Below are 18,546 nucleotides of genomic sequence, written 5' to 3'. Positions count from 1 at the left end.
ATCGCTATGAATGATTCCACTCCCCAACTGCTTAAAGAACGTCTCCAATACCAAGGGCGTAAGTTTCGTTTTGAAGTCAGCCATCTCCGGCTTGCTAATGGTGTGGAAGGGGAATGGGAATGTATCCGTCATCCGGGCGGGGCGCTAGCAGTTCCGGTCACACCAGAAGGAAAATTAGTGTTAGTGGATCAATATCGCATTCCTCTTCAACAACGCTTGTTAGAATTTCCCGCAGGAACGGTAGAAATTGATGAATCCCCAGCAGCAACGATTCAACGGGAAATTAAGGAAGAAATCGGCTATCACGCCAAACAATGGCGAGATTTAGGCAAATTTGCTCTCGCACCGGGTTATTCTGATGAATACATCTATACATTTTTAGCGACGGATTTAGAAAAGCTAGAAACGCCACCAGCACAAGATGAAGATGAAGATATTGAAGTGGTGCTTTACACGCCCGAAGAATTAGAACAATTAATTCATAGCGGCAATTCCAATTTAGATGCGAAATCAATTACCAGTTATTATCTTGCCCGTCCGTTTCTTGATCCCCATTCAAAAAATCTATGATTCAATCTTTCACTCAAACTGTTACTTTTGAAGACTTCATTGCGTGGTATCCCAACACAAGTCAACGCTACGAACTCCACGATGGGACAATTGTTGCAATGCCAAAACCGACTGGGAGACATTCCAATGTAACCGGCTTTCTCATAGAAGAATTAATTCTTACCATTGTCCAAATGGGGAAGCGAGGACTTTGGACAATTCCCAGAGAGTCAATTGTCAAATCCAGCAACGGAAAATCTGGGTATGAACCTGATATTATCGTCCTGGATCAAGAGGCAACGATAGCAGAACCGCGTTGGGAAAAAGAATCCATTATTGAAAAGGCTCACTCTGTCAAACTCATTGTTGAAGTCATCAGCACAAACTGGCGCGATGACTATTTCAAAAAGAGAGCCGATTATGAAGAAGTGGGGATTTTTGAATATTGGATTGTTGATTATGCGGCATTGGGAGGACGCAATTTTTTAGGAAACCCGAAACAACCCACAGTATCTGTTTATCAATTGATTGAGGGAGAATATCAAGTCAGCCAATTTCGAGGAGATGATCTTATTGTTTCGCCTACTTTTTCGAGGCTTAATCTCACAGCTAAACAAGTTTTCCAAGCCGGTCAATAAAGGCTAAGTAGGTCGGCATCTATGTCGCTGATCGTGCCCTCAAAGCGCGCCCCAAATCTTCAACAATTGGGCAAATTACCTTGGATTACCTGTGTTCCCCGCAGTTTGAAAGCAGCCCAATTCTTAGCAGACGCTCTGGGTGAGGAGGTGTTCTCAGACAGTCAAATTCCTGGCTACCGCCTTGCTGCTTGTTGCAGCGATTATAAGGAAATACGATTTTAAATAAAAGTAAATATTAATTTTATTTAATAGAGATTGGTTTACAAGTCTTCCAATCTGTGTAATAATACATACCTAAGTACCTCAGTCCCTTAAGTGGTTCTCCTAAACCTAAACAATTTGGTTTTCTCGGTAGTTTTGCTAACGAAATCCTTTTTTAGGTTTCTAAGTCTGCAGGAATCTTCTTAGGAAACTAGTTCTTACTAGATTGAGAACTACAGAGATACTGGGCTAAAAAAATACGCTGAGAGATAGATTGACAGACGCTAACCTACAATCTATCTCCCTTAACCCTGACTCTTAAGTGCTTTATATTTAAAAATCGAGGGCATACTTTTTATGATCGCATATTTTTTTCAAATTGTCTACGTCTATTTGTCACTTTTTCTATTCGTGGGAATTGACTATGTAGTAGCTAGCCTAGAAAGCGACAACAGTTTCCATCTCGACTTCCCCTAGTGAGTGCTATGTATTGGCAGTTCAGTAGAACTGGGGCTGTTGTACAGAAACAATTTTAGTAACGCTATGCTTAATTATTCTCATGTCTCTTGTGATGTGACAGAAAAGTGGGCTTCTTTAGTCGATCTTTTATTAGCGCGATCGCGCAATCAGCCTTCGCAGAAAAATTATACATTTATTGCCCGTGGCAATACAGAACTTGCCCAGCTCACTTATCAACAATTAGATCGACAAGCCCGCGCGATCGCGGCAAACTTGCAAGCCTTGGGTGTAGCGGGTCAGACCGCCTTACTCGTCTATCCACCCGGACTCGACTTTATTGCCGGTTTCTTTGGTTGCTTGTATGCCTCTGTGATTGCTGTTCCCGCTTATCCTCTGCGTCGAAATCAAAAATCGACAAGGTTACAAGCTATTGTCAAAGATTGCCAAGCCACTGTTGCCTTGACCACAAAAACTTTGCAAGACAGCATGGCGCATCAAATTGCTCAGGCCCCCGATTTAGCCAAGATGCACTGGTTGGTCACTGATCAGATGGATAGTGCTTTGGCGAGTGAATACCAACCACGTCCTTTAACACCTGATGATTTAGCCTTTCTGCAATATACTTCGGGTTCTACGGGAACGCCAAAGGGGGTCATGGTCAGTCATGGTAATTTGCTGCATAATTTGGAGCTGATTTATCAAGGCTTTGGGCATACCCCGGAAAGTCGGGGCGTGATTTGGCTACCCCCTTACCATGACATGGGCTTAATCGGTGGCATTTTACAGCCTTTATATGGCGGTTTTCCGGTTTTTCTCATGTCTCCCATGGACTTTTTGCAGCAGCCTTGGCGTTGGTTACAAGCGATTTCGCACTATCGGGGAACCACCAGTGGCGCACCGAACTTTGCCTATGATCTCCTCTGTCGCAAAGCCACCCCAGAAAAACTAGCTAACCTGGATTTAAGTTGTTGGCAAGTCGCCTTTACCGGGGCAGAACCGGTGCGAGCTGCGACTCTCGAAAAAATGGCAGCGACCTTCGCTAGCTGCGGTTTGCGACCAGAAGCATTTTACCCCTGCTACGGCATGGCAGAAACAACGCTTATGGTTTCAGGAGGGGCTGTTACTAGTACTCCTGTGGTGCAAAGCGTAAAAGCCTCCTCTCTGCAAAATCACCAAGTCGTGATGGGAAAAGATGATCAAGATAGCTATCAACTGGTGAGTTGTGGTCAAAGTTTAGGAGATCAGCAAGTTAAAATTGTTGATCCTCAGACCCTCAATCCTTTGAGTGACAACCAAGTGGGAGAAATCTGGATCAAAGGAGCGAGCGTTGCTCAAGGTTACTGGAATCAACCCGAACAAACCCAGAAAACTTTCCAGGCTTATCTTTCAGAGTCAGGGGAAGGTCCCTTCTTACGGACCGGAGATTTAGGCTTTTTACAAAGTGGGGAATTATTTATCACCGGCAGACTAAAAGATGTGATTATCATTGGCGGACAAAATTATTACCCTCAAGACATCGAGTTTACGGTTCAAACGAGCCACCCCGCTTTACGCCCTAATGCGAGCGCTGCCTTTTCCATCGAAGTCAGAAACTCAGAACGACTGGTGGTGGTTCAGGAAGTGCAACGGAGTTATTTACGCCAGCTGGATGTGGCAGAGGTCATCGGTAATATTCGCCAAGTGGTGAGTGCAGAATACAATCTTCCCTTTTACGCGATCGTTTTGGTCAAACCCTATAGTATTCCCACCACCTCTAGTGGAAAAATTCAGCGTTCGGCTTGTCGCGACCATTTTCTCAAGGGCAGTCTCAATGTGATTGACGACTGGAGCGAAAATCCCCGCAATAAAGCGAAATTTATGCAGCTTCAAACCGATGTAGAATCCGTTTTTACGCAACTGCAAACTGTTAAATCGGCGTCAAAAGCCAACTTTTAAGGAGACGCAAGGAACTTAAATTAAAACCCTTTTATGACTTAAATAAAAACCATGAATCATCTCGTAGTTAATAAAACAGAGCCAAAAAACTTCCCCACGCCGGTAGAAATTCAAGATTGGATTGTTGCTTATTTAGCAGACTTATTGGAAGTAGAACCGGAAGAAGTGGATATTACTATTCCTTTTGATCGCTATGGTTTAGATTCTTCCGTTGCCGTGGGCTTGACCGGTGATTTGGAAGAGTGGCTATCAATAGAGCTCGATCCCACTTTGCTCTATGACTATCCCACGGTTGAGGCGTTGGTTCAACATTTAAGTGAGCCAAATTCCTAAGCATTAGTCAGGGTAACTGAAACTGAAGTGACAATGAAACTGAGCCAGAAACAATTATGGTAACTCTAAATAGAATCGCTGCCAAAAAACAATCATCTCAACTACCAGAGATCTCTCAGTCAAAGCATTTAAAGGTGATTGCAAAAACCTTCCATAACAACACTGACTCAGACTACACAGAGAAAATTAGCGACCTCGGAAAGGAATTTGACTACGCCAGTAATCGTGATTATTACTGGGGCGATCGCGAACTTTCTTTACTGTATGGTACGCCTCTCTATGAAGCTGCTTCTGAAACCCAGAAACGAGCCCTTAATCATCTGTATTGGGTGGGTAATTATAATCATACGGCGGTTAGCGAAGCCACAACCAGTGTTTATAATCAGGTGACTAATGGGGTCTTTCGAGCAGTTGGTGGATATGAAACCCTTTGTGATGAACTCGATTTTGAAACCGAACAAGAAAGCTATCACATCCGCACCTTTCAAAGAATTGGCTATAAAACCAAGATGGCGCTTGTCGGCAAAACGATTTTAGGCAATTCCCTTTATGAGAAAACGCTTCCTGGGAATGAAGTTTGGTTGAAACGCCTATTGCCTCAGCCTTTGCAGGATTATTTTATAGCAAATCGAGGCAGTTCCCCCTTCTCGCTACATCGAGACAAATTTTTGAGCGCGATCGCGAAAACAATGCTGGGTGGGAAAAAACAATATTACTCTCAGTATTTAAAAAATTTAGAAGAAGAGGGTAAGGAAATTCCAGCGCCTTCCGATGGATTAGGGGGAAGAATTGCCCCGCGTTACTGGTTGAAATTTTTTACGGTGCATTGGGGACTGTCGCCGTTTATGGCGTGTCAGTATTATTCCTTGCGCTATACAGCTAATGCCATTCTCAAAAATCAAGAATATCCCTATATTCGATACTATCGGGACTTAGCGCAAAAAGGACAGCCGATTCCCACTCCCACAGCGGTCTCTTACTACCATCTCTTAGACGAAGCCTTCCATACCACCATTTCTCAAACCCTTGCCAGAGATATGTATAAAGATTTTCCCAAGCCCACGGCTTACGAGAAATGGATCTCCGGTCTGATCGTTTACAAGATGCAATGTAGCCTATTGAGCGGTTTATCCGGGATTTTGCCCGGTCGCTGTGTTTATGACGACCCGATGTTGATGACCTTTTATTACAAGCTGTTGAAATCACCGCTGTTTGCTATGGATACTCAAGACGCGCTCCATTGGCTGGAAAAATGTGTCTGTCAAGACCACGAAGGCTATCAAGTGGGACTGAAATATCAGCAAAGTCTTCTCGAATTAATGCGAAGATTGTTCACTCGCTTAGATTACCAATGGTCAGTGAATCGCGAAATGGGCATTATGGCTGCGGGTGGCTCGATTGAGAAAGCTGTCCAAAACAATACTCAAACCTTCAAGCAATTCGCTCAATTGGTTCTCGCACACGAAGGTTAACCCAATCTATCCATCCCGTTACTGTTGTTATTAATTTATCTTTAATTCTATGGAACCGATTGCAATTGTAGGCATAGGTTGCCGTTTTCCCCAAGCGAAAAATCCCGAAGCCTTTTGGCAACTGTTAAAAAATGGGGTTGACGCGATCGCGCCCATCCCTCAAGAAAGATGGAATATTGATCACTTCTATGATCGGGATCCCGAGACCCCAGGTAAAATGAATGCCTGTTGGGGCGGTTTTCTCGAAAATGTTGATGGTTTTGATGCCGATTTTTTTGGGATGTCCACTGAAGAGGTTAAACATTGTGATCCTCAACAGCGACTCTTTTTAGAAGTGGCTTGGGAAGCCTTGGAAAACGCTGGGATTGTCCCCACTGAGTTAGCAGGTAGTTCAACCGGCGTATTTATTGGTCTATGTACTATCGATTATCATCGCCTGCTGTACAAGAATTTTGACTGCATTGGTCCTTATAGTGGGACAGGAACAACGCCTTGTGTCACGGCTAACCGCTTATCCTATATGCTGGATTTGCGGGGTCCGAGTATGGCAGTGGATACGGCTTGTTCTTCGTCGTTAGTGACCGTCCATTTAGCCTGTCAGAGTCTGCGTAGTGGGGAATCGAATCTCTGCTTAGCAGGAGGCGTTAACTTAATTCTTTCACCGGATTCGACGATTTCTTCTTCCCAAACGGGGATGTTATCTGCGAATAACGGTCGCTGTAAAACCTTTGATGCCAGTGCTGATGGGTATATCAGAGGAGAAGGATGTGGCGTGGTTATCCTCAAGCGTCTCTCCGATGCAGTCAAAGACCAGGATCAAATTTTCGCGCTAATTAGAGGGTCAGCGGTTAGCCACAACGGATTGAGTAATAGTTTGAGTGCCCCAAAAGGGCTGGCACAACAAACAACCATGGGACAAGCGTTAGTTAATGCGAATGTTGAATCGTCAGCAATTAGCTATGTTGATGCCCATGCCGTGGGAACAGCAGTTGGAGACGCGATTGAGTGGAAAGCCTTACAAACTGTTTTGAAAGACGGTCGCGAACCCGATCAACCTTGTTACATCGGTTCAGTGAAAACGAATATCGGTCATTTAGAAGCAGCGGCTGGAATTTCGGCTTTGATGAAAGTTGTTCTCTCCTTACAAAACGAAGCCATTCCCCCTCACCTCCATCTGGAAACGCTCAATCCTTACATTTCTCTAGAAAACACACCGTTTGCCATTCCTACAGCACTCCAGCCTTGGTGTCGGGGAGAAAAGCCTCGTTTGGCTGGGGTGAGTGCCTTTGGGTTTGGCGGGACAAATGCCCATCTTATTTTAGAAGAAGCCCCTTTAACACAGACCTTTCGCAAAACAGCAACGAAAGACCGTCCGCTACAGATACTCACCCTGTCAGCAAAAAGCGATGCGGCGTTACAGGAGATGGTACAACAGTATGCTGATTTCTTAGTCGCTCATCCAGAAGCCTCCTTGGCTGATATTTGCTTTACCGCGAATACCAAACGGACTCATTTTGACGATCGGCTTTGTGTTGTTGCTGAATCTAGCCCGGAATTATACCAACGGTTAAAAGACAGTGCTGGCGTTGGGAAAGGCAAGGTTAAGGGGAGAAAGCGTCCCCAACTGATCTTCTTTTTCCCCCATGACGAACCGTCAGAATTTTTGCCTCTCGGAGAGGAACTCTATCAAACGCAGCCCACTTTTCGCAGCGCGATCGCGCAGTGTGGCGACCTTCTCCAAGCAAACCCTTTATCGGTTGATGCTGAACATCGACCACTCACCCAATTTGCCATTGAGTATGGCTTAGCGCAATTATGGGCTTCCTGGGGGATTAAGCCCAAAGCCGTTATGGGGGGTGGCGTTGGAGAATATGTTGCAGCAACCGTCGCGGGGGTGTTCACTCTGGAAGCAGCCCTGAAATTGGTGATGGCAAGCCTTGATTCGCATTCGTCTGCGCGATCGCGAGACAACGTAGCAGAAACCGTCACCTACACCCAACCTCAGATCCCATTCATTTCCCCAGCTACCGGAGAACCGATTACAGCAGCAATCGCTACTCCCAAGTATTGGTGTCGTCATCTCCACTCCTCGGAACCCTCGTCTTTTGGTGCTTTCGCTAACGAGCAAGTGGTGTTGGCAATGGGGTCACCCCCAACTACTATCGCAGAAGGGCAACTTGCCCTCGGTAGCTTCCATCCCGAACAAGGCAGTTGGCAAGGGCTCCTTTCTAGTTTAGGAGAATTATATATCCGTGGCTTTGCTATAAACTGGTCGGGTTTTGATCAAGATTATTCCCGTCATCGTTTGCAATTGCCAACCTATCCGTTTCAGCGACAGCGCTACTGGTTTGAACAAACTGACTCTGAGCATCAAACCCCCTTAGGTTCTAATCTCCAACCAACTGACATCCAACAAATCAGGCATTTGTTGAAAGAGACAGGCAAGGTTTCAGAAGCGCATCTCGAACTGCTGCCAGAACTCCTAGCAGTGTTAGCAAAAAGAAATTGATAGCAAGAGGTCAAAGCCCATGCAAGAAAAGATGATTGAATTCTCAACGTTGGATGCAGAAGAGATTCAAGACTGGTTGGCTTCTCAAATTGCCCAACAGCTTGGGATCGATCCCGATGAAATTGATATTCGCCTCCCGTTTGAGAGTTACGGCTTAGACTCGGTACAAACCATGAGTATTGCCAATCTCGGGAAACAGCATTTCGGCTTGGAACTCTCCCCGCTTGTGATTTGGAATTACCCGAATATCGAGTCCTTATCGCAATACTTAGCGGACGCTTTACAAACTTCAGACCGAGAAATCCTAGAACTTTAAGAGTCAAGCCATGTCTGATCTATCAGCACTTTTAAACCACCTTAATCAACAAGGCATTCAGTTGTGGCGCAATGGCGAGCAACTCAAAATTAATGCCCCCAAAGGAACGTTAACCCCACAGCTTCGGGCAGAACTGGCTGCTCATAAAACGGAAATTCTTGCTTTTCTGGATGAAAGTAAGGATTCCAGTTGCCAAACCGCGACTGGACTGAGCTTACAAACCATTGGTCGTTTACTGGGAGGGTTTAACACCAGTTCCTCGATCCCATTTCAATCCCCCATTATCGATCCCATGGTGATGGCGAAACAACTGAAAGTCACGTTGAGACCGTTGCCAAAAGGATTTGAAAATGAAGTCGTTGGGCAGTTTCGAGAAGAGCTAAAACTAAAGTTACAAGACTACGGCGTACAAATTATCCCTTGGGAAGAAGCGACCCGAGACTTTGCTTATGACCTATCAATACCGCTAACGCCATGGAAAAAGACGGTGAAGACAAGGGTTGTTAAACCGGAGATTAGTGCAGTGATTGATGTTGAGCGACCCACTCATCCCATCAAAAGTTTTCTTGCCGAGAAATTCTATCAAATTTATGCTCAGTTCTTTCTGCCAAACAAGTCAATTGCAACAATTACTCAGTTAACTGCTTGGGCAGAAGACCATACCATTCAACGCCTTGAAGATCCCACAGCCACCCAAGTCATTTTGTTGAGCGAATTAGACCGCGAGTTTGTAAGTTCAAAACTGCCCTACCCAAAGAAGATTGCCCTTGGGGTCAATACCTTAGTCAAAAACTTTTCCGAAATTGCCATTGGGATTTCCGAGCAAGAGATTTCAATTTTAAATATGAATCTTTCGGATTCCCTTTTTCCCAGAGAGCAATTCGATCATTTTATTCTAAAATCCCTGATTCCCAAAATTTACGTCCCGATCGCGCCCCTCCCCCTGAGTCGGTTTCAAATTAGCGACTATCATCCCCAAGACTCGACTTACGCCATCCAATTACAACAGTTAAGCCAAAACTTGGCAAGCACTGGCTTATTTCCCTCCGGCTTTCAACTCGGTGAAGTCGTGAAACGGCAATCCCATCGCGATATTGTTGATGTCATTGTCAATGGCAGAACGGGGGTTTCCTACGGTTTTGTTGCTTATGCCGAACCTCCCCAATACATCGGCGATCGCGAAATACCAGCCAGTGTCTGGGAAAGTCTCTTGCCGGTAGAGGGATTCAGTACCGATGAAGTCCGTCAAAATGAGGCGGGCAGACGCTACTTAAAAACCCAGATCAAAGGGGAATACGCCTACAAACAAATCCCCGATATTTGGTTGCTTTGTTCGCGATCCGGTGCGGATAAAACGAATTTGAGCCTAGAGCGAGATATTATCCGGATTGGTCTGAAAAACAGCTTATGCCTGCAAATTCCAGAAGGAATTGATCTTAATCAAGTGGATATCAAACCCTCTTACGACACCTATGTCATGGTCGCGATCGCGCTGTCAGCAGCGTTATACGCACCCCACCTGATTGAACAGGGAGCGCCAATGATTCATTTTCACGGCTATCCCGCTAAAGACTGGTTTGCTGAAAACGAAGATTGGGCAGGGGTCGAACATCCGTCTGTTCCCTGTGGCACCTACGAATCAGGGGTATTTAATTTTCTGAGTGTTTACCAGCTGGCGAACCGAAATTATCCCCCGATTGCCCTTGCCAGCTTAATTGAACCGGATCACGGCGCCAATATGATCACCAGCGATCCGGAGTATCTCCTTGCCAGATTAAACACGGGCATCGAAAACGGACAAATCGAACTCGGCGGGAAACATTTTGCTTCGCTGAGTGAAAGACCATTAGCCGTTGCCAAGCCCTAAAACAAGCGCACATTATTCGGAGACTAATGACGTGACCACCCTAACTGGTAAAACGATCCTTCTCACCGGTGCTTCTCGCGGTATTGGGGCACTAATCGCTCACGAACTGGCGAAAAACCAAGCAACAGTTGTTGCTGTTGCCCGTTCCCAAGCCGGACTCGATCGCGTTTGTGGCGAAATTGAATCCAGTGGCGGAACCGCAATCGGCATCCCTTTTAATCTCAGCCAGGTGGAACAGTTGCCAACCCTTGTCGAACAAATCGAAAACCGACTGGGTGCCGTTGACATTTTAGTGAATAACGCGGGCATAGAACGTTATCAAGCCTTCCCTGACTATTCTCTTGATGACTTGCAGTCGGTGCTATCCGTTAACTTACTCGCTGCGATGGCGTTAACCCGTTTGGTTTTACCTCAGATGCTACGTCAGGGTAGCGGTCATATTGTCAATATTGCCTCTCTTGCCGGGAAAAAGGGACACCCTTACGACAGTGCCTACTCTGCCAGTAAAGCCGGTTTAATCATGTGGGCGGATGCCCTCAGACAAGAATTGGCGGGTACGGGGGTGGAGATGACGTCGATTTGTCCGGGATATATTGCCGACTGCGGATTGCTTGCCAATACCGGTATTCCTGCCCCTCCTTTAGCAGGGATCTCGCAAGCAAAAGATGTTGTTCAAGCAGTGGTCAGCGCGATCGCGCACAACCAAGCAGAAGTCATCATTAATGGCAATTTTTTAACAACAAATCTGACAAAACTGCTATTAGCTATTGAACAATTTTTCCCAAAAGTTGGAGATTCAGTGAATCAGTGGCTGGGCGTTACAAAACGCAATCAAATGCGGATTAAACCAGAGCAAATCGATCACAAAAACACGATAAAAATTTACGGAGGTTGATGTCATGAGTTCTCCCAAAATTCATACTCTGGCGTATATTTTTACCACTTTTCCGCCAGAAGTAAGCGGTTCAGCCCAGTACAACTGGGAGCGAGTTCAATGGTTAGCTGAGCAAGGACTGTACCGAGTGGTTGTTTTAGCCCCTGATTGTCAAAATCCATTATCTTTACCGTCAGTGCCCTCCCATTTAAGGGAACGCTTAATTATTGAAACGTATCCCTCTAAACCCTGGATTCCTTATAATTTACACTATGTTCCGACCGTAGCAGCAACACAACAAATCCATCAAAGGTTAATCCATTACCAACCCCATCTCATTACTTTAGTCGATGTCGAGCGGGCTTTCTTATTTGGCTCTTGGCAATTTCCAGGAAAAGGATATGCCAAAAAAAATCAAGTTCCCTATCTTGCCGAATACCAGACTGATTACTACAATTTTGCAGGGAGTTACTCCACTTGGAAATTATTACGAGATATCTTCATTCGTCCCCTAACAAATTATTTATATCGTCAATTTGATACCACACTCGTTCCCAGTCAACTGGTTAATAATAATCTGCGGCAAATGGGAATTAACAATACTCAATATATTCCTTTTTTTGGAATTGACCTTTCTTTATATAGTCCAAATCATCGCGATCGCGACTTTTTAAATCAGTGGTTGAGTCCTGAAGAAAAAGATAATAAAGTTTTGCTCTTTCTGGGTCGTCTCAGTTCAGAAAAACGAGTGGATTTGCTCATTAAAGCATTTGCCAAGCTCAGACAAGATCATTACTCACTAATTATTGCAGGTGATGGTCCAATGACAACATTGAATCAATTGAAAAGCCTGGCTCAACCGATTCGTAATCTTCACTTTACAGGATTTATTCATGGAGAAGCTAAGGCAGCTTTATTAGCTTCGTGTGATTTATTTTGCAATCCTTCCCCTTATGAAACATTTGGGCGAACCGTTGTCGAAGCTATGGCATCAGGTCTTCCAGTTGTTGCCGTTAATAGTGGGGCAGTTTCTGAGTACATGAAAAACGGAGTTAATGGTTATTTAGTTCAACCCAATCATGTTGAAGCGTTAAGGAATGCGATTGAAAAAGCATTGCAAAATGATAATCAGAAAATTATTGAAAATGCTCTAAAAGATGCGAATCAAATGTCTAGTGAACAAGGTTGTCGCAACATCAATAATCACTATCAAACAATCTTAAATTCAGTAAATTTACAAAAATTAGTCCCCCTCTAAATTATTAAAAGTAAGTTTTAAGATTATGGAACTATTAGAATTTAATCGAGATACAGAAAGGCAAAAACCATTGCGGATTAAATTTATCGTCATGGGTGGTGGCGGTGGACATTATGCTACTTATAATGCTCTATCTAATGTATTAAAACAGAAGAACCTGCCTTGGGAAATTAGTGCAACAGATACCGGAGAGTTAACCAAGCAATTAGCAAAAAAACACAGAATTTTCGATATTTTTAGTCTTTTCGGAACCTCTGCTTCTGAAAGCTATACCCAAGTGCAACAAAAACGCTGGGTATGGTTGCAATGGTTGTTAATACCTCTATACAAGGTACTGATCAAACTCAATTACAAGATTGGGAAGAAATTCTTAGAAGAACATTGGCGCGAAAAACAGCCTGATTTAGTGGTGTCTTTGATTCCTCTCTTTAATCAGATGCTTTGGGAAAGTTTAGAAAGTGTAAAGCCAGGGACTCCTATGGTCACTGTGTTTATTGATTTTGCCGATTCTCCGCCAGCGTTTTGGATTGAACCTAAAACAGAAAGTTATTTGGTCTGCGGGACAGAAAAAGCGGTTGAACAAGCTCGTTCGCTGGGAGTCAGAGAGAATCTAATTATTAAAACCTCAGGAATGGTCATTCACCCTCGCTTTTATGAATCTAGTTTATTAGAGCAGGCAACGTCTAACAACATTAAAGTACGCGAAAGACAACGCTTAGGGCTAGATCCCAACTGTTTAACTGGACTGGTCATGTTTGGGGCAAATGGGTCTAAAGTGATGCCGGAAATTGCACAACGACTGGCATTTTTCCAGGATAAACTGCAACTGATCTTGATTTGTGGACATAATGAAAAATTAGCCTCCACTCTCCGAGAGAGCCAAGGTTTGCAAAAACGATTTATTACTACCTTTACTGAAGAAATTCCTTATTACATGAGTATTGCGGATTTCTTTATTGGTAAACCAGGTCCTGGTTGCATTAGTGAAGCATTGGCGATGAACCTACCCGTGATTGTAGAGCGTAGTTTTGCCACACTTCCCCAAGAACGATACAACACTCATTGGATTGAACAAAAGGAATTAGGGGTAGTAATCCCGAGTTATCGCGACATTCAAAACGCTGTTGAGCAATTTCTAGAACCCGAAATCTTTAATTTTTATCGGGCGAGGGTTTCAGCGATCAATAACCAAGCCGTATTTGAAATTCCTGGTATTTTGCAGCGTATTCTTGCTACTCACTACCCGTCAACGACGGTAGAACCCCTTAACTGCAATGGAAATAGTGCAGCCAATGACAGTTTTGATTCGCAAACCGTTTGTGCAACCCCAACTGAACAAGGAGGAAGCAATCATGTCTCAGGTTAAACCACCCACAATTTTAGTGACTGGCGGAGCAGGCTACATCGGTTCCCATATCGTCCAACAATTGGGTGAAGCGGGTTACGATCTCGTTATTTATGATAATTGTTCTACAGGCTTGCCAGATGCTGTTTTGTACGGTGAATTAATCATTGGTGATTTAGGGGATATCGACCGACTCTATCAAGTTTTTTCAAAATATAAATTTGATGCGGTGCTCCATTTTGCTGCTAGCTTGGTCGTTCCGGAATCGGTGGCTCATCCCCTGGATTATTACGCAAATAATACTCGTAACACCCTCAATTTACTCCGGTGCTGTAGTGCAATGGGCGTAAATCAAGTGGTTTTTTCCAGTACCGCTGCGGTGTACGGTGAACCTCAAGAAAATCCCGTGTCTGAATTCGCACCGACACAGCCCATTAATCCTTATGGACGTTCCAAGCTGATGAGTGAATGGTTGATTCGCGATTACGGTGCTGTTTCTGCTTTGCGTTATGTGATTCTACGTTACTTTAATGTTGCTGGGGCGGATCCGCGAGGGAATTTAGGTTGCAACAATACAGAGGCAACGCAATTAATTCAAGTTGCTTGTGCTGCTGCCCTTGGCAAGCGACCCAGTTTGTCAATGTTTGGGACTAATTTTCCGACCCCCGATGGGACAGCCAATCGGGACTATATCCATGTGGAAGATTTAGCATCCGCTCATGTTGCTGCTTTGCGTTATCTCGAACAGGGCGGTGAAAGTCAAATCCTGAATTGTGGTTATGGGCAAGGGTACAGTGTGCGGCAAGTAATCGAGCGAGTGAAGGCGATTGCAAATGTGGATTTTCCAGTTGTTGAAACTGATCCGCGTCCGGGTGATCCTGCCTCCGTCATTGCTTCTGTAGATCAAATCGGAAAGATATTGGATTGGAACCCAGCGTATGCTGATTTAGACGTAATTATACAAACCAGCCTAGCTTGGCAGAAGAAGCTCTCGAAATCTGGCAAGCCAGAGCATTTTCCAGTATATCAGTTGCAATCAAACCGCAATTTCAAAAGCGCGATCGCATGAGCTTTGCTTAATCACAGATCTAACCAAGTGATTTTGTCATTCATTACTAGAGAAGGGTTTTAGAGGTATGGAAGGGACGCAATCATTTTTATCTTCCCATCAGAAATTTCGAGTCAGTGTGGTTACCACTTGTAGCGGGAGTGGCGGACATTATGCTGCCTTTGAGGCTTTACAGTCAGTTATTGAACAAAAGCAGTTGCCTTGGGAACTGACTGTTGTTGATGTTGCATCTTTGACCCAAGGTTTAACCGAACAAAAAAAGATATTAGATATCTTTAGCTTACTAGGCACCTCAGCGGGAGAGTTTGTTAGTCAAGCCCAGCAGAAAAACTGGAAACTGCTTCAAAAACTAACCAATCCGCTGATTAAATTACTGGTTAAGCTCAATTATCATGCTGCTATAAGGATAACGAGTGAGTTATGGCGGAATCAACAACCCGATCTGGTGGTTTCCGTATTACCTCTGTATAACAAAGTAATTTGGGACAGCTTGCAGCAGGAGAAGCCAGGGACTCCAGTGGCAACCCTTCTCACTGATTTTGCCGATTCTCCCCCTGCTTTTTGGATCGAACCCAAAACGGGAATGTATGTGCTGTGTGGAACCGAACGAGCAGAACAGCAAGCCCGTGATTTAGGATTGGAGGAAAAACGAATTATTAAAACGTCCGGGATGGTGATTCATCCCCGTTTTTATGAACCCATAACTCGCGATCGCGCTGCGGAAAGACAACGTTTAGGGTTAGATCCAGACTGCCTGACAGGCTTGGTGTTGTTTGGCGGATGCGGTTCCAATCAGATGCTAGAAATTGCTCAACGTTTAGCGTATTTCGGTGACAAATTGCAACTGATTTTTCTGTGTGGACGGAATGAGGCAGTTGCTTCAGCACTCCGGGAAAGCCAAGGTCAACAAAAGCGATTGATCACGACGTTTACCCCAGAGATTCCTTACTATATGCATCTGGCTGACTTTTTTATCGGCAAACCAGGACCCGGCAGCCTCAGCGAAGCGATCGCGATGAATCTACCGGTCATCGTAGAACACAATTTTGGCACTCTTCCCCAAGAACAATACAACGCGACTTGGGTTAAAGAAAAACAGGTTGGTATGGTTATTCCCAGCTTTCAGCAGATTCACAAAGCTGTTGAGTCGTTTTTAGTCCCCGAAACCTTTGCCCGTTATCGCGATCGCGTTTCTGCCATCAATAACCGCGCTGTTTTTGAAGTTCCCGAAATATTGCAGCAAATTCTTGCGACTGGTGATGAGGCAACAACACCACGACCCTCTGTGCAAGCCAAGATAAGCCAGTTATAGCCAATTTACTTAAAAAGATGAGCCAAAACGATTGTGTCTTTTACAAAATTCAATCATGAAAAATTTGAATATATCCATCATTATTCCTGCTGCTGGTGCAGCCCCAACCCTTGCTGAGACCCTCGAATCAATTATTTCTCAAACCTTTTTTGGTTGGGAAGCGATTATTATTCATGACCCTGCCGACCAGAAAACCAACGCCATTGTTGCCCAGTTTGTAGACCAAGATGCTCGCATTCGGGTGCTGGAACAACCAGACCAAGGGAAAAGTGCGGCGCGCAATGTCGGTATTACCCATGCTAAATTTGATTGGTTGCTGTTTCTTGATGCAGACGATTGGATTCTTCCTTCTCATCTGGAACGATTAACAGCCATAGCAACGGAAACACCTCAACTCGATGTTGCCTACTGTGGTTGGGCACGAGTGACTTCTGATCAAAAACCTTACGGTCCACCGCAATCCTTGACTGTTTCAGGAGATTTATTCGATCAATTAGCCCAAGGGAATCCGTTTGCCATTCATAGCTGTGTTGTCAAGCGGTCTTTAGTAGAAGCAGTGGGTCAATTTGATCCCAGCTTACACACTCACGAAGATTGGGATTTATGGCAGAGAATTGCCCGGACAGGGGCTTATTTTGGCGGAACTGATGAGGTATTAGCGCTCGATCGGATCGGGTTTCGTTCAAAACGAGCACTGGAGATCACTCAACGATGGTTCCGTCTCATGAAAACAATCGATGAGATACCTTTCGGTTTCAGTTTACGACGATTTCTCCATAAAAGGGCAATCACCTTAGCCTTTCAGGCGGTGCAAGTGATTCATTCCCGCCAGGGAAACCACCACTTAACAATCTTGAGTATGTTTAAAGAGGCAATGCAAGTCCTAACTCAAGGTCATACTTCTTATCCCCGAGCCTTAATGCCTTATGCCAAGCACGCAGAAGGGAAATCCGCTGAACGTCTCCCTGCTTTGGAATTAGGATTGGCGTGTACCTATGCTGGGTTAGCCATTGGTGCCGGTGAGGATTTTCATCCGATTTTCGCCGAGCTTCCTGGGGAGTATGGTCTAGATGCCATATCCATGGATTTACTGGAACCTTTTTTGTATGCGTTGCCAATACCGACCTGTCATCCTTTGAGCGAATATCATTATTTATGGGAAAGCCTGGAACAACCCATTAATGACTTGGCAATTACCTTGGAACAGCGTCTCAAAATTCCTGCCTTTGCTCCTCGGGCGCGCCTCAATATGGAACGAGGGATTTTAGAACAGGCTGTGGGATCCCGACCCGTGGCCCTAGGTGTGATTTATGCTACGGCAATCGAAGTGACGCAACCCATTCCCGATATTTTTCCCCCCTCATCAACCGAACGCCTACACTGCACCGTGCAATTAGCAGGCAAACCACTGGGTTTTCTAGAACTGCCGATTCTGAAAGGGAAGGTGACGAGTCAAGTTCTAGCCGACGCGATCGCGGATGAATTTGCTGACATCATTTTCAGGCAGGCTTCTGAAGCTCAGTGGCAGGCGTTGTCCCGGTCTTTCAAATTAGCAAAGCCAATAGAAAAGTGTTCTACCTCCTCTGATCCAGCAACGATAGAGACCTGCCAACTGCCGATTTTAATGTACCATCACATTGCCCCCACTGGTTCCTCAAAATTTACGCGCTGGCGAGTCACACCAGAAGCGTTTGAACAGCAGTTACGTTACCTACGAGAAGCAGGAGCATACAGCATTACATTGGAACAGTGGCGGAAAGCTCTAGTAACAAAAGAACCCCTTCCGGGTAAGCCAGTACTGATTACATTTGATGATGGCTACCTCGATTTTGCCACCTATGCTTGGCCCTTGCTCAAGCGCTACGGTTTTTCTGCAACAGTCTTTATCGTTGCTGACTTTGTCGGTCAAACCAATCGCTGGGATAGTTGTTTTGAGTATGGAGAAGCGTTACCTCTGCTCAATTGGCGACAAATTAAGGAACTGCATGACGAAGGGGTTGAGTTTGGTTCTCATACCCTCACTCACCGCCCCCTGACTTCTCTTTCTCCAGCAGAAGTCCTACGGGAAGGGTCTCAATCGCGAGAAATAATTGAGCGTGAACTGGGCGTTCCCATCACAAGTTTTGCCTATCCCTATGGTGATTTAGATTCAGTGGTGCAACGTCTCATTGGAAGATGCGGCTACAACATTGCTGTATCTTGTCAGCAAGGCTTCAGTAGTGATCAAGACCGGTTATTGCAACTCTCGCGGATTGAAATTGAGGGCACTGATCCCTTACAGGAGTTTGAAAATAAAGTATTTCCTGCTCACTCAGTCGTAGCACTTAATTCTGCAATCTCTTGAAAGAGAATCACCAGAACTGTGGAGACAACATTCCCCAAATTATAAAAAACTAGAGTAGGTCAATC

The 18,546-nt window shown here is 44.8% G+C and carries 14 protein-coding genes; all 14 read left to right on the top strand.

Going from position 1 to position 18,546, the window contains the following annotated elements:
• Window positions 1–6: 6 nt before the first annotated feature.
• The 14 genes from GVY04_10510 (at window position 7) to GVY04_10445 (ending at window position 18,481) form a co-directional block, all read left to right on the top strand.
• A complete protein-coding gene (locus tag GVY04_10510) occupies window positions 7–570 on the top strand; it encodes an NUDIX domain-containing protein (GenBank protein NBD16544.1) in 564 nt (187 codons plus the stop codon).
• Entirely contained in the window at window positions 567–1,187 is a 621-nt protein-coding gene (locus tag GVY04_10505; GenBank protein NBD16543.1) for a Uma2 family endonuclease, read from the top strand. The genes GVY04_10510 and GVY04_10505 overlap by 4 nt, the downstream gene beginning before the upstream one ends.
• 744 nt (window positions 1,188–1,931) lie before the next feature.
• Entirely contained in the window at window positions 1,932–3,782 is a 1,851-nt protein-coding gene (locus GVY04_10500) for an AMP-binding protein (GenBank protein ID NBD16542.1), read from the top strand.
• A 51-nt stretch (window positions 3,783–3,833) separates the two neighbouring features.
• Window positions 3,834–4,115: an acyl carrier protein gene (locus GVY04_10495; GenBank protein NBD16541.1), complete on the top strand. Its 282-nt coding sequence runs from the start codon at window positions 3,834–3,836 to the stop codon at window positions 4,113–4,115.
• Between the two features lie 56 nt (window positions 4,116–4,171).
• Window positions 4,172–5,587, top strand: coding sequence for a hypothetical protein (locus GVY04_10490; GenBank protein NBD16540.1), 1,416 nt, complete (start codon window positions 4,172–4,174; stop codon window positions 5,585–5,587).
• Window positions 5,588–5,636: 49 nt separating this feature from the next.
• Window positions 5,637–8,096: a beta-ketoacyl synthase gene (locus GVY04_10485; protein NBD16539.1), complete on the top strand. Its 2,460-nt coding sequence runs from the start codon at window positions 5,637–5,639 to the stop codon at window positions 8,094–8,096.
• A 19-nt stretch (window positions 8,097–8,115) separates the two neighbouring features.
• Window positions 8,116–8,412, top strand: a complete 297-nt coding sequence (locus GVY04_10480; protein ID NBD16538.1) for an acyl carrier protein — start codon at window positions 8,116–8,118, stop codon at window positions 8,410–8,412.
• A 10-nt stretch (window positions 8,413–8,422) separates the two neighbouring features.
• A complete protein-coding gene (locus GVY04_10475; GenBank protein ID NBD16537.1) occupies window positions 8,423–10,279 on the top strand; it encodes a non-ribosomal peptide synthase in 1,857 nt (618 codons plus the stop codon).
• 31 nt (window positions 10,280–10,310) lie between these two features.
• Entirely contained in the window at window positions 10,311–11,174 is an 864-nt protein-coding gene (locus tag GVY04_10470) for an SDR family NAD(P)-dependent oxidoreductase (GenBank protein NBD16536.1), read from the top strand.
• 4 nt (window positions 11,175–11,178) lie between these two features.
• Window positions 11,179–12,411: a glycosyltransferase gene (locus GVY04_10465; protein NBD16535.1), complete on the top strand. Its 1,233-nt coding sequence runs from the start codon at window positions 11,179–11,181 to the stop codon at window positions 12,409–12,411.
• A 25-nt stretch (window positions 12,412–12,436) separates the two neighbouring features.
• Window positions 12,437–13,777, top strand: coding sequence for a hypothetical protein (locus GVY04_10460; protein NBD16534.1), 1,341 nt, complete (start codon window positions 12,437–12,439; stop codon window positions 13,775–13,777).
• Window positions 13,764–14,825 carry a UDP-glucose 4-epimerase GalE gene (galE, locus tag GVY04_10455; GenBank protein NBD16533.1) on the top strand — a complete coding sequence of 354 codons (1,062 nt, stop codon included), beginning with the start codon at window positions 13,764–13,766 and terminating at the stop codon, window positions 14,823–14,825. The genes GVY04_10460 and galE overlap by 14 nt, the downstream gene beginning before the upstream one ends.
• 67 nt (window positions 14,826–14,892) lie before the next feature.
• Entirely contained in the window at window positions 14,893–16,137 is a 1,245-nt protein-coding gene (locus GVY04_10450; GenBank protein ID NBD16532.1) for a hypothetical protein, read from the top strand.
• Window positions 16,138–16,192: 55 nt separating this feature from the next.
• Entirely contained in the window at window positions 16,193–18,481 is a 2,289-nt protein-coding gene (locus tag GVY04_10445; GenBank protein NBD16531.1) for a polysaccharide deacetylase family protein, read from the top strand.
• The last annotated feature ends 65 nt before the right edge of the window (window positions 18,482–18,546 follow it).

This window comes from Cyanobacteria bacterium GSL.Bin1 (assembly GCA_009909085.1).
Classification (GTDB): Bacteria; Cyanobacteriota; Cyanobacteriia; order Cyanobacteriales; family Rubidibacteraceae; genus Halothece.
The sequence above is the reverse complement of the archived record's forward strand: the minus strand, read 5'-3'. Positions and strand labels throughout refer to the sequence as shown.

Coding starts and splice junctions, on each gene's coding strand:
- GVY04_10510 (NBD16544.1), top strand. CDS start 7: ATGAATGATTCCACTCCCCAACTGCTTAAAGAACGTCTCCAATACCAA.
- GVY04_10505 (NBD16543.1), top strand. CDS start 567: ATGATTCAATCTTTCACTCAAACTGTTACTTTTGAAGACTTCATTGCG.
- GVY04_10500 (NBD16542.1), top strand. CDS start 1,932: ATGCTTAATTATTCTCATGTCTCTTGTGATGTGACAGAAAAGTGGGCT.
- GVY04_10495 (NBD16541.1), top strand. CDS start 3,834: ATGAATCATCTCGTAGTTAATAAAACAGAGCCAAAAAACTTCCCCACG.
- GVY04_10490 (NBD16540.1), top strand. CDS start 4,172: ATGGTAACTCTAAATAGAATCGCTGCCAAAAAACAATCATCTCAACTA.
- GVY04_10485 (NBD16539.1), top strand. CDS start 5,637: ATGGAACCGATTGCAATTGTAGGCATAGGTTGCCGTTTTCCCCAAGCG.
- GVY04_10480 (NBD16538.1), top strand. CDS start 8,116: ATGCAAGAAAAGATGATTGAATTCTCAACGTTGGATGCAGAAGAGATT.
- GVY04_10475 (NBD16537.1), top strand. CDS start 8,423: ATGTCTGATCTATCAGCACTTTTAAACCACCTTAATCAACAAGGCATT.
- GVY04_10465 (NBD16535.1), top strand. CDS start 11,179: ATGAGTTCTCCCAAAATTCATACTCTGGCGTATATTTTTACCACTTTT.
- GVY04_10460 (NBD16534.1), top strand. CDS start 12,437: ATGGAACTATTAGAATTTAATCGAGATACAGAAAGGCAAAAACCATTG.
- galE (NBD16533.1), top strand. CDS start 13,764: ATGTCTCAGGTTAAACCACCCACAATTTTAGTGACTGGCGGAGCAGGC.
- GVY04_10450 (NBD16532.1), top strand. CDS start 14,893: ATGGAAGGGACGCAATCATTTTTATCTTCCCATCAGAAATTTCGAGTC.
- GVY04_10445 (NBD16531.1), top strand. CDS start 16,193: ATGAAAAATTTGAATATATCCATCATTATTCCTGCTGCTGGTGCAGCC.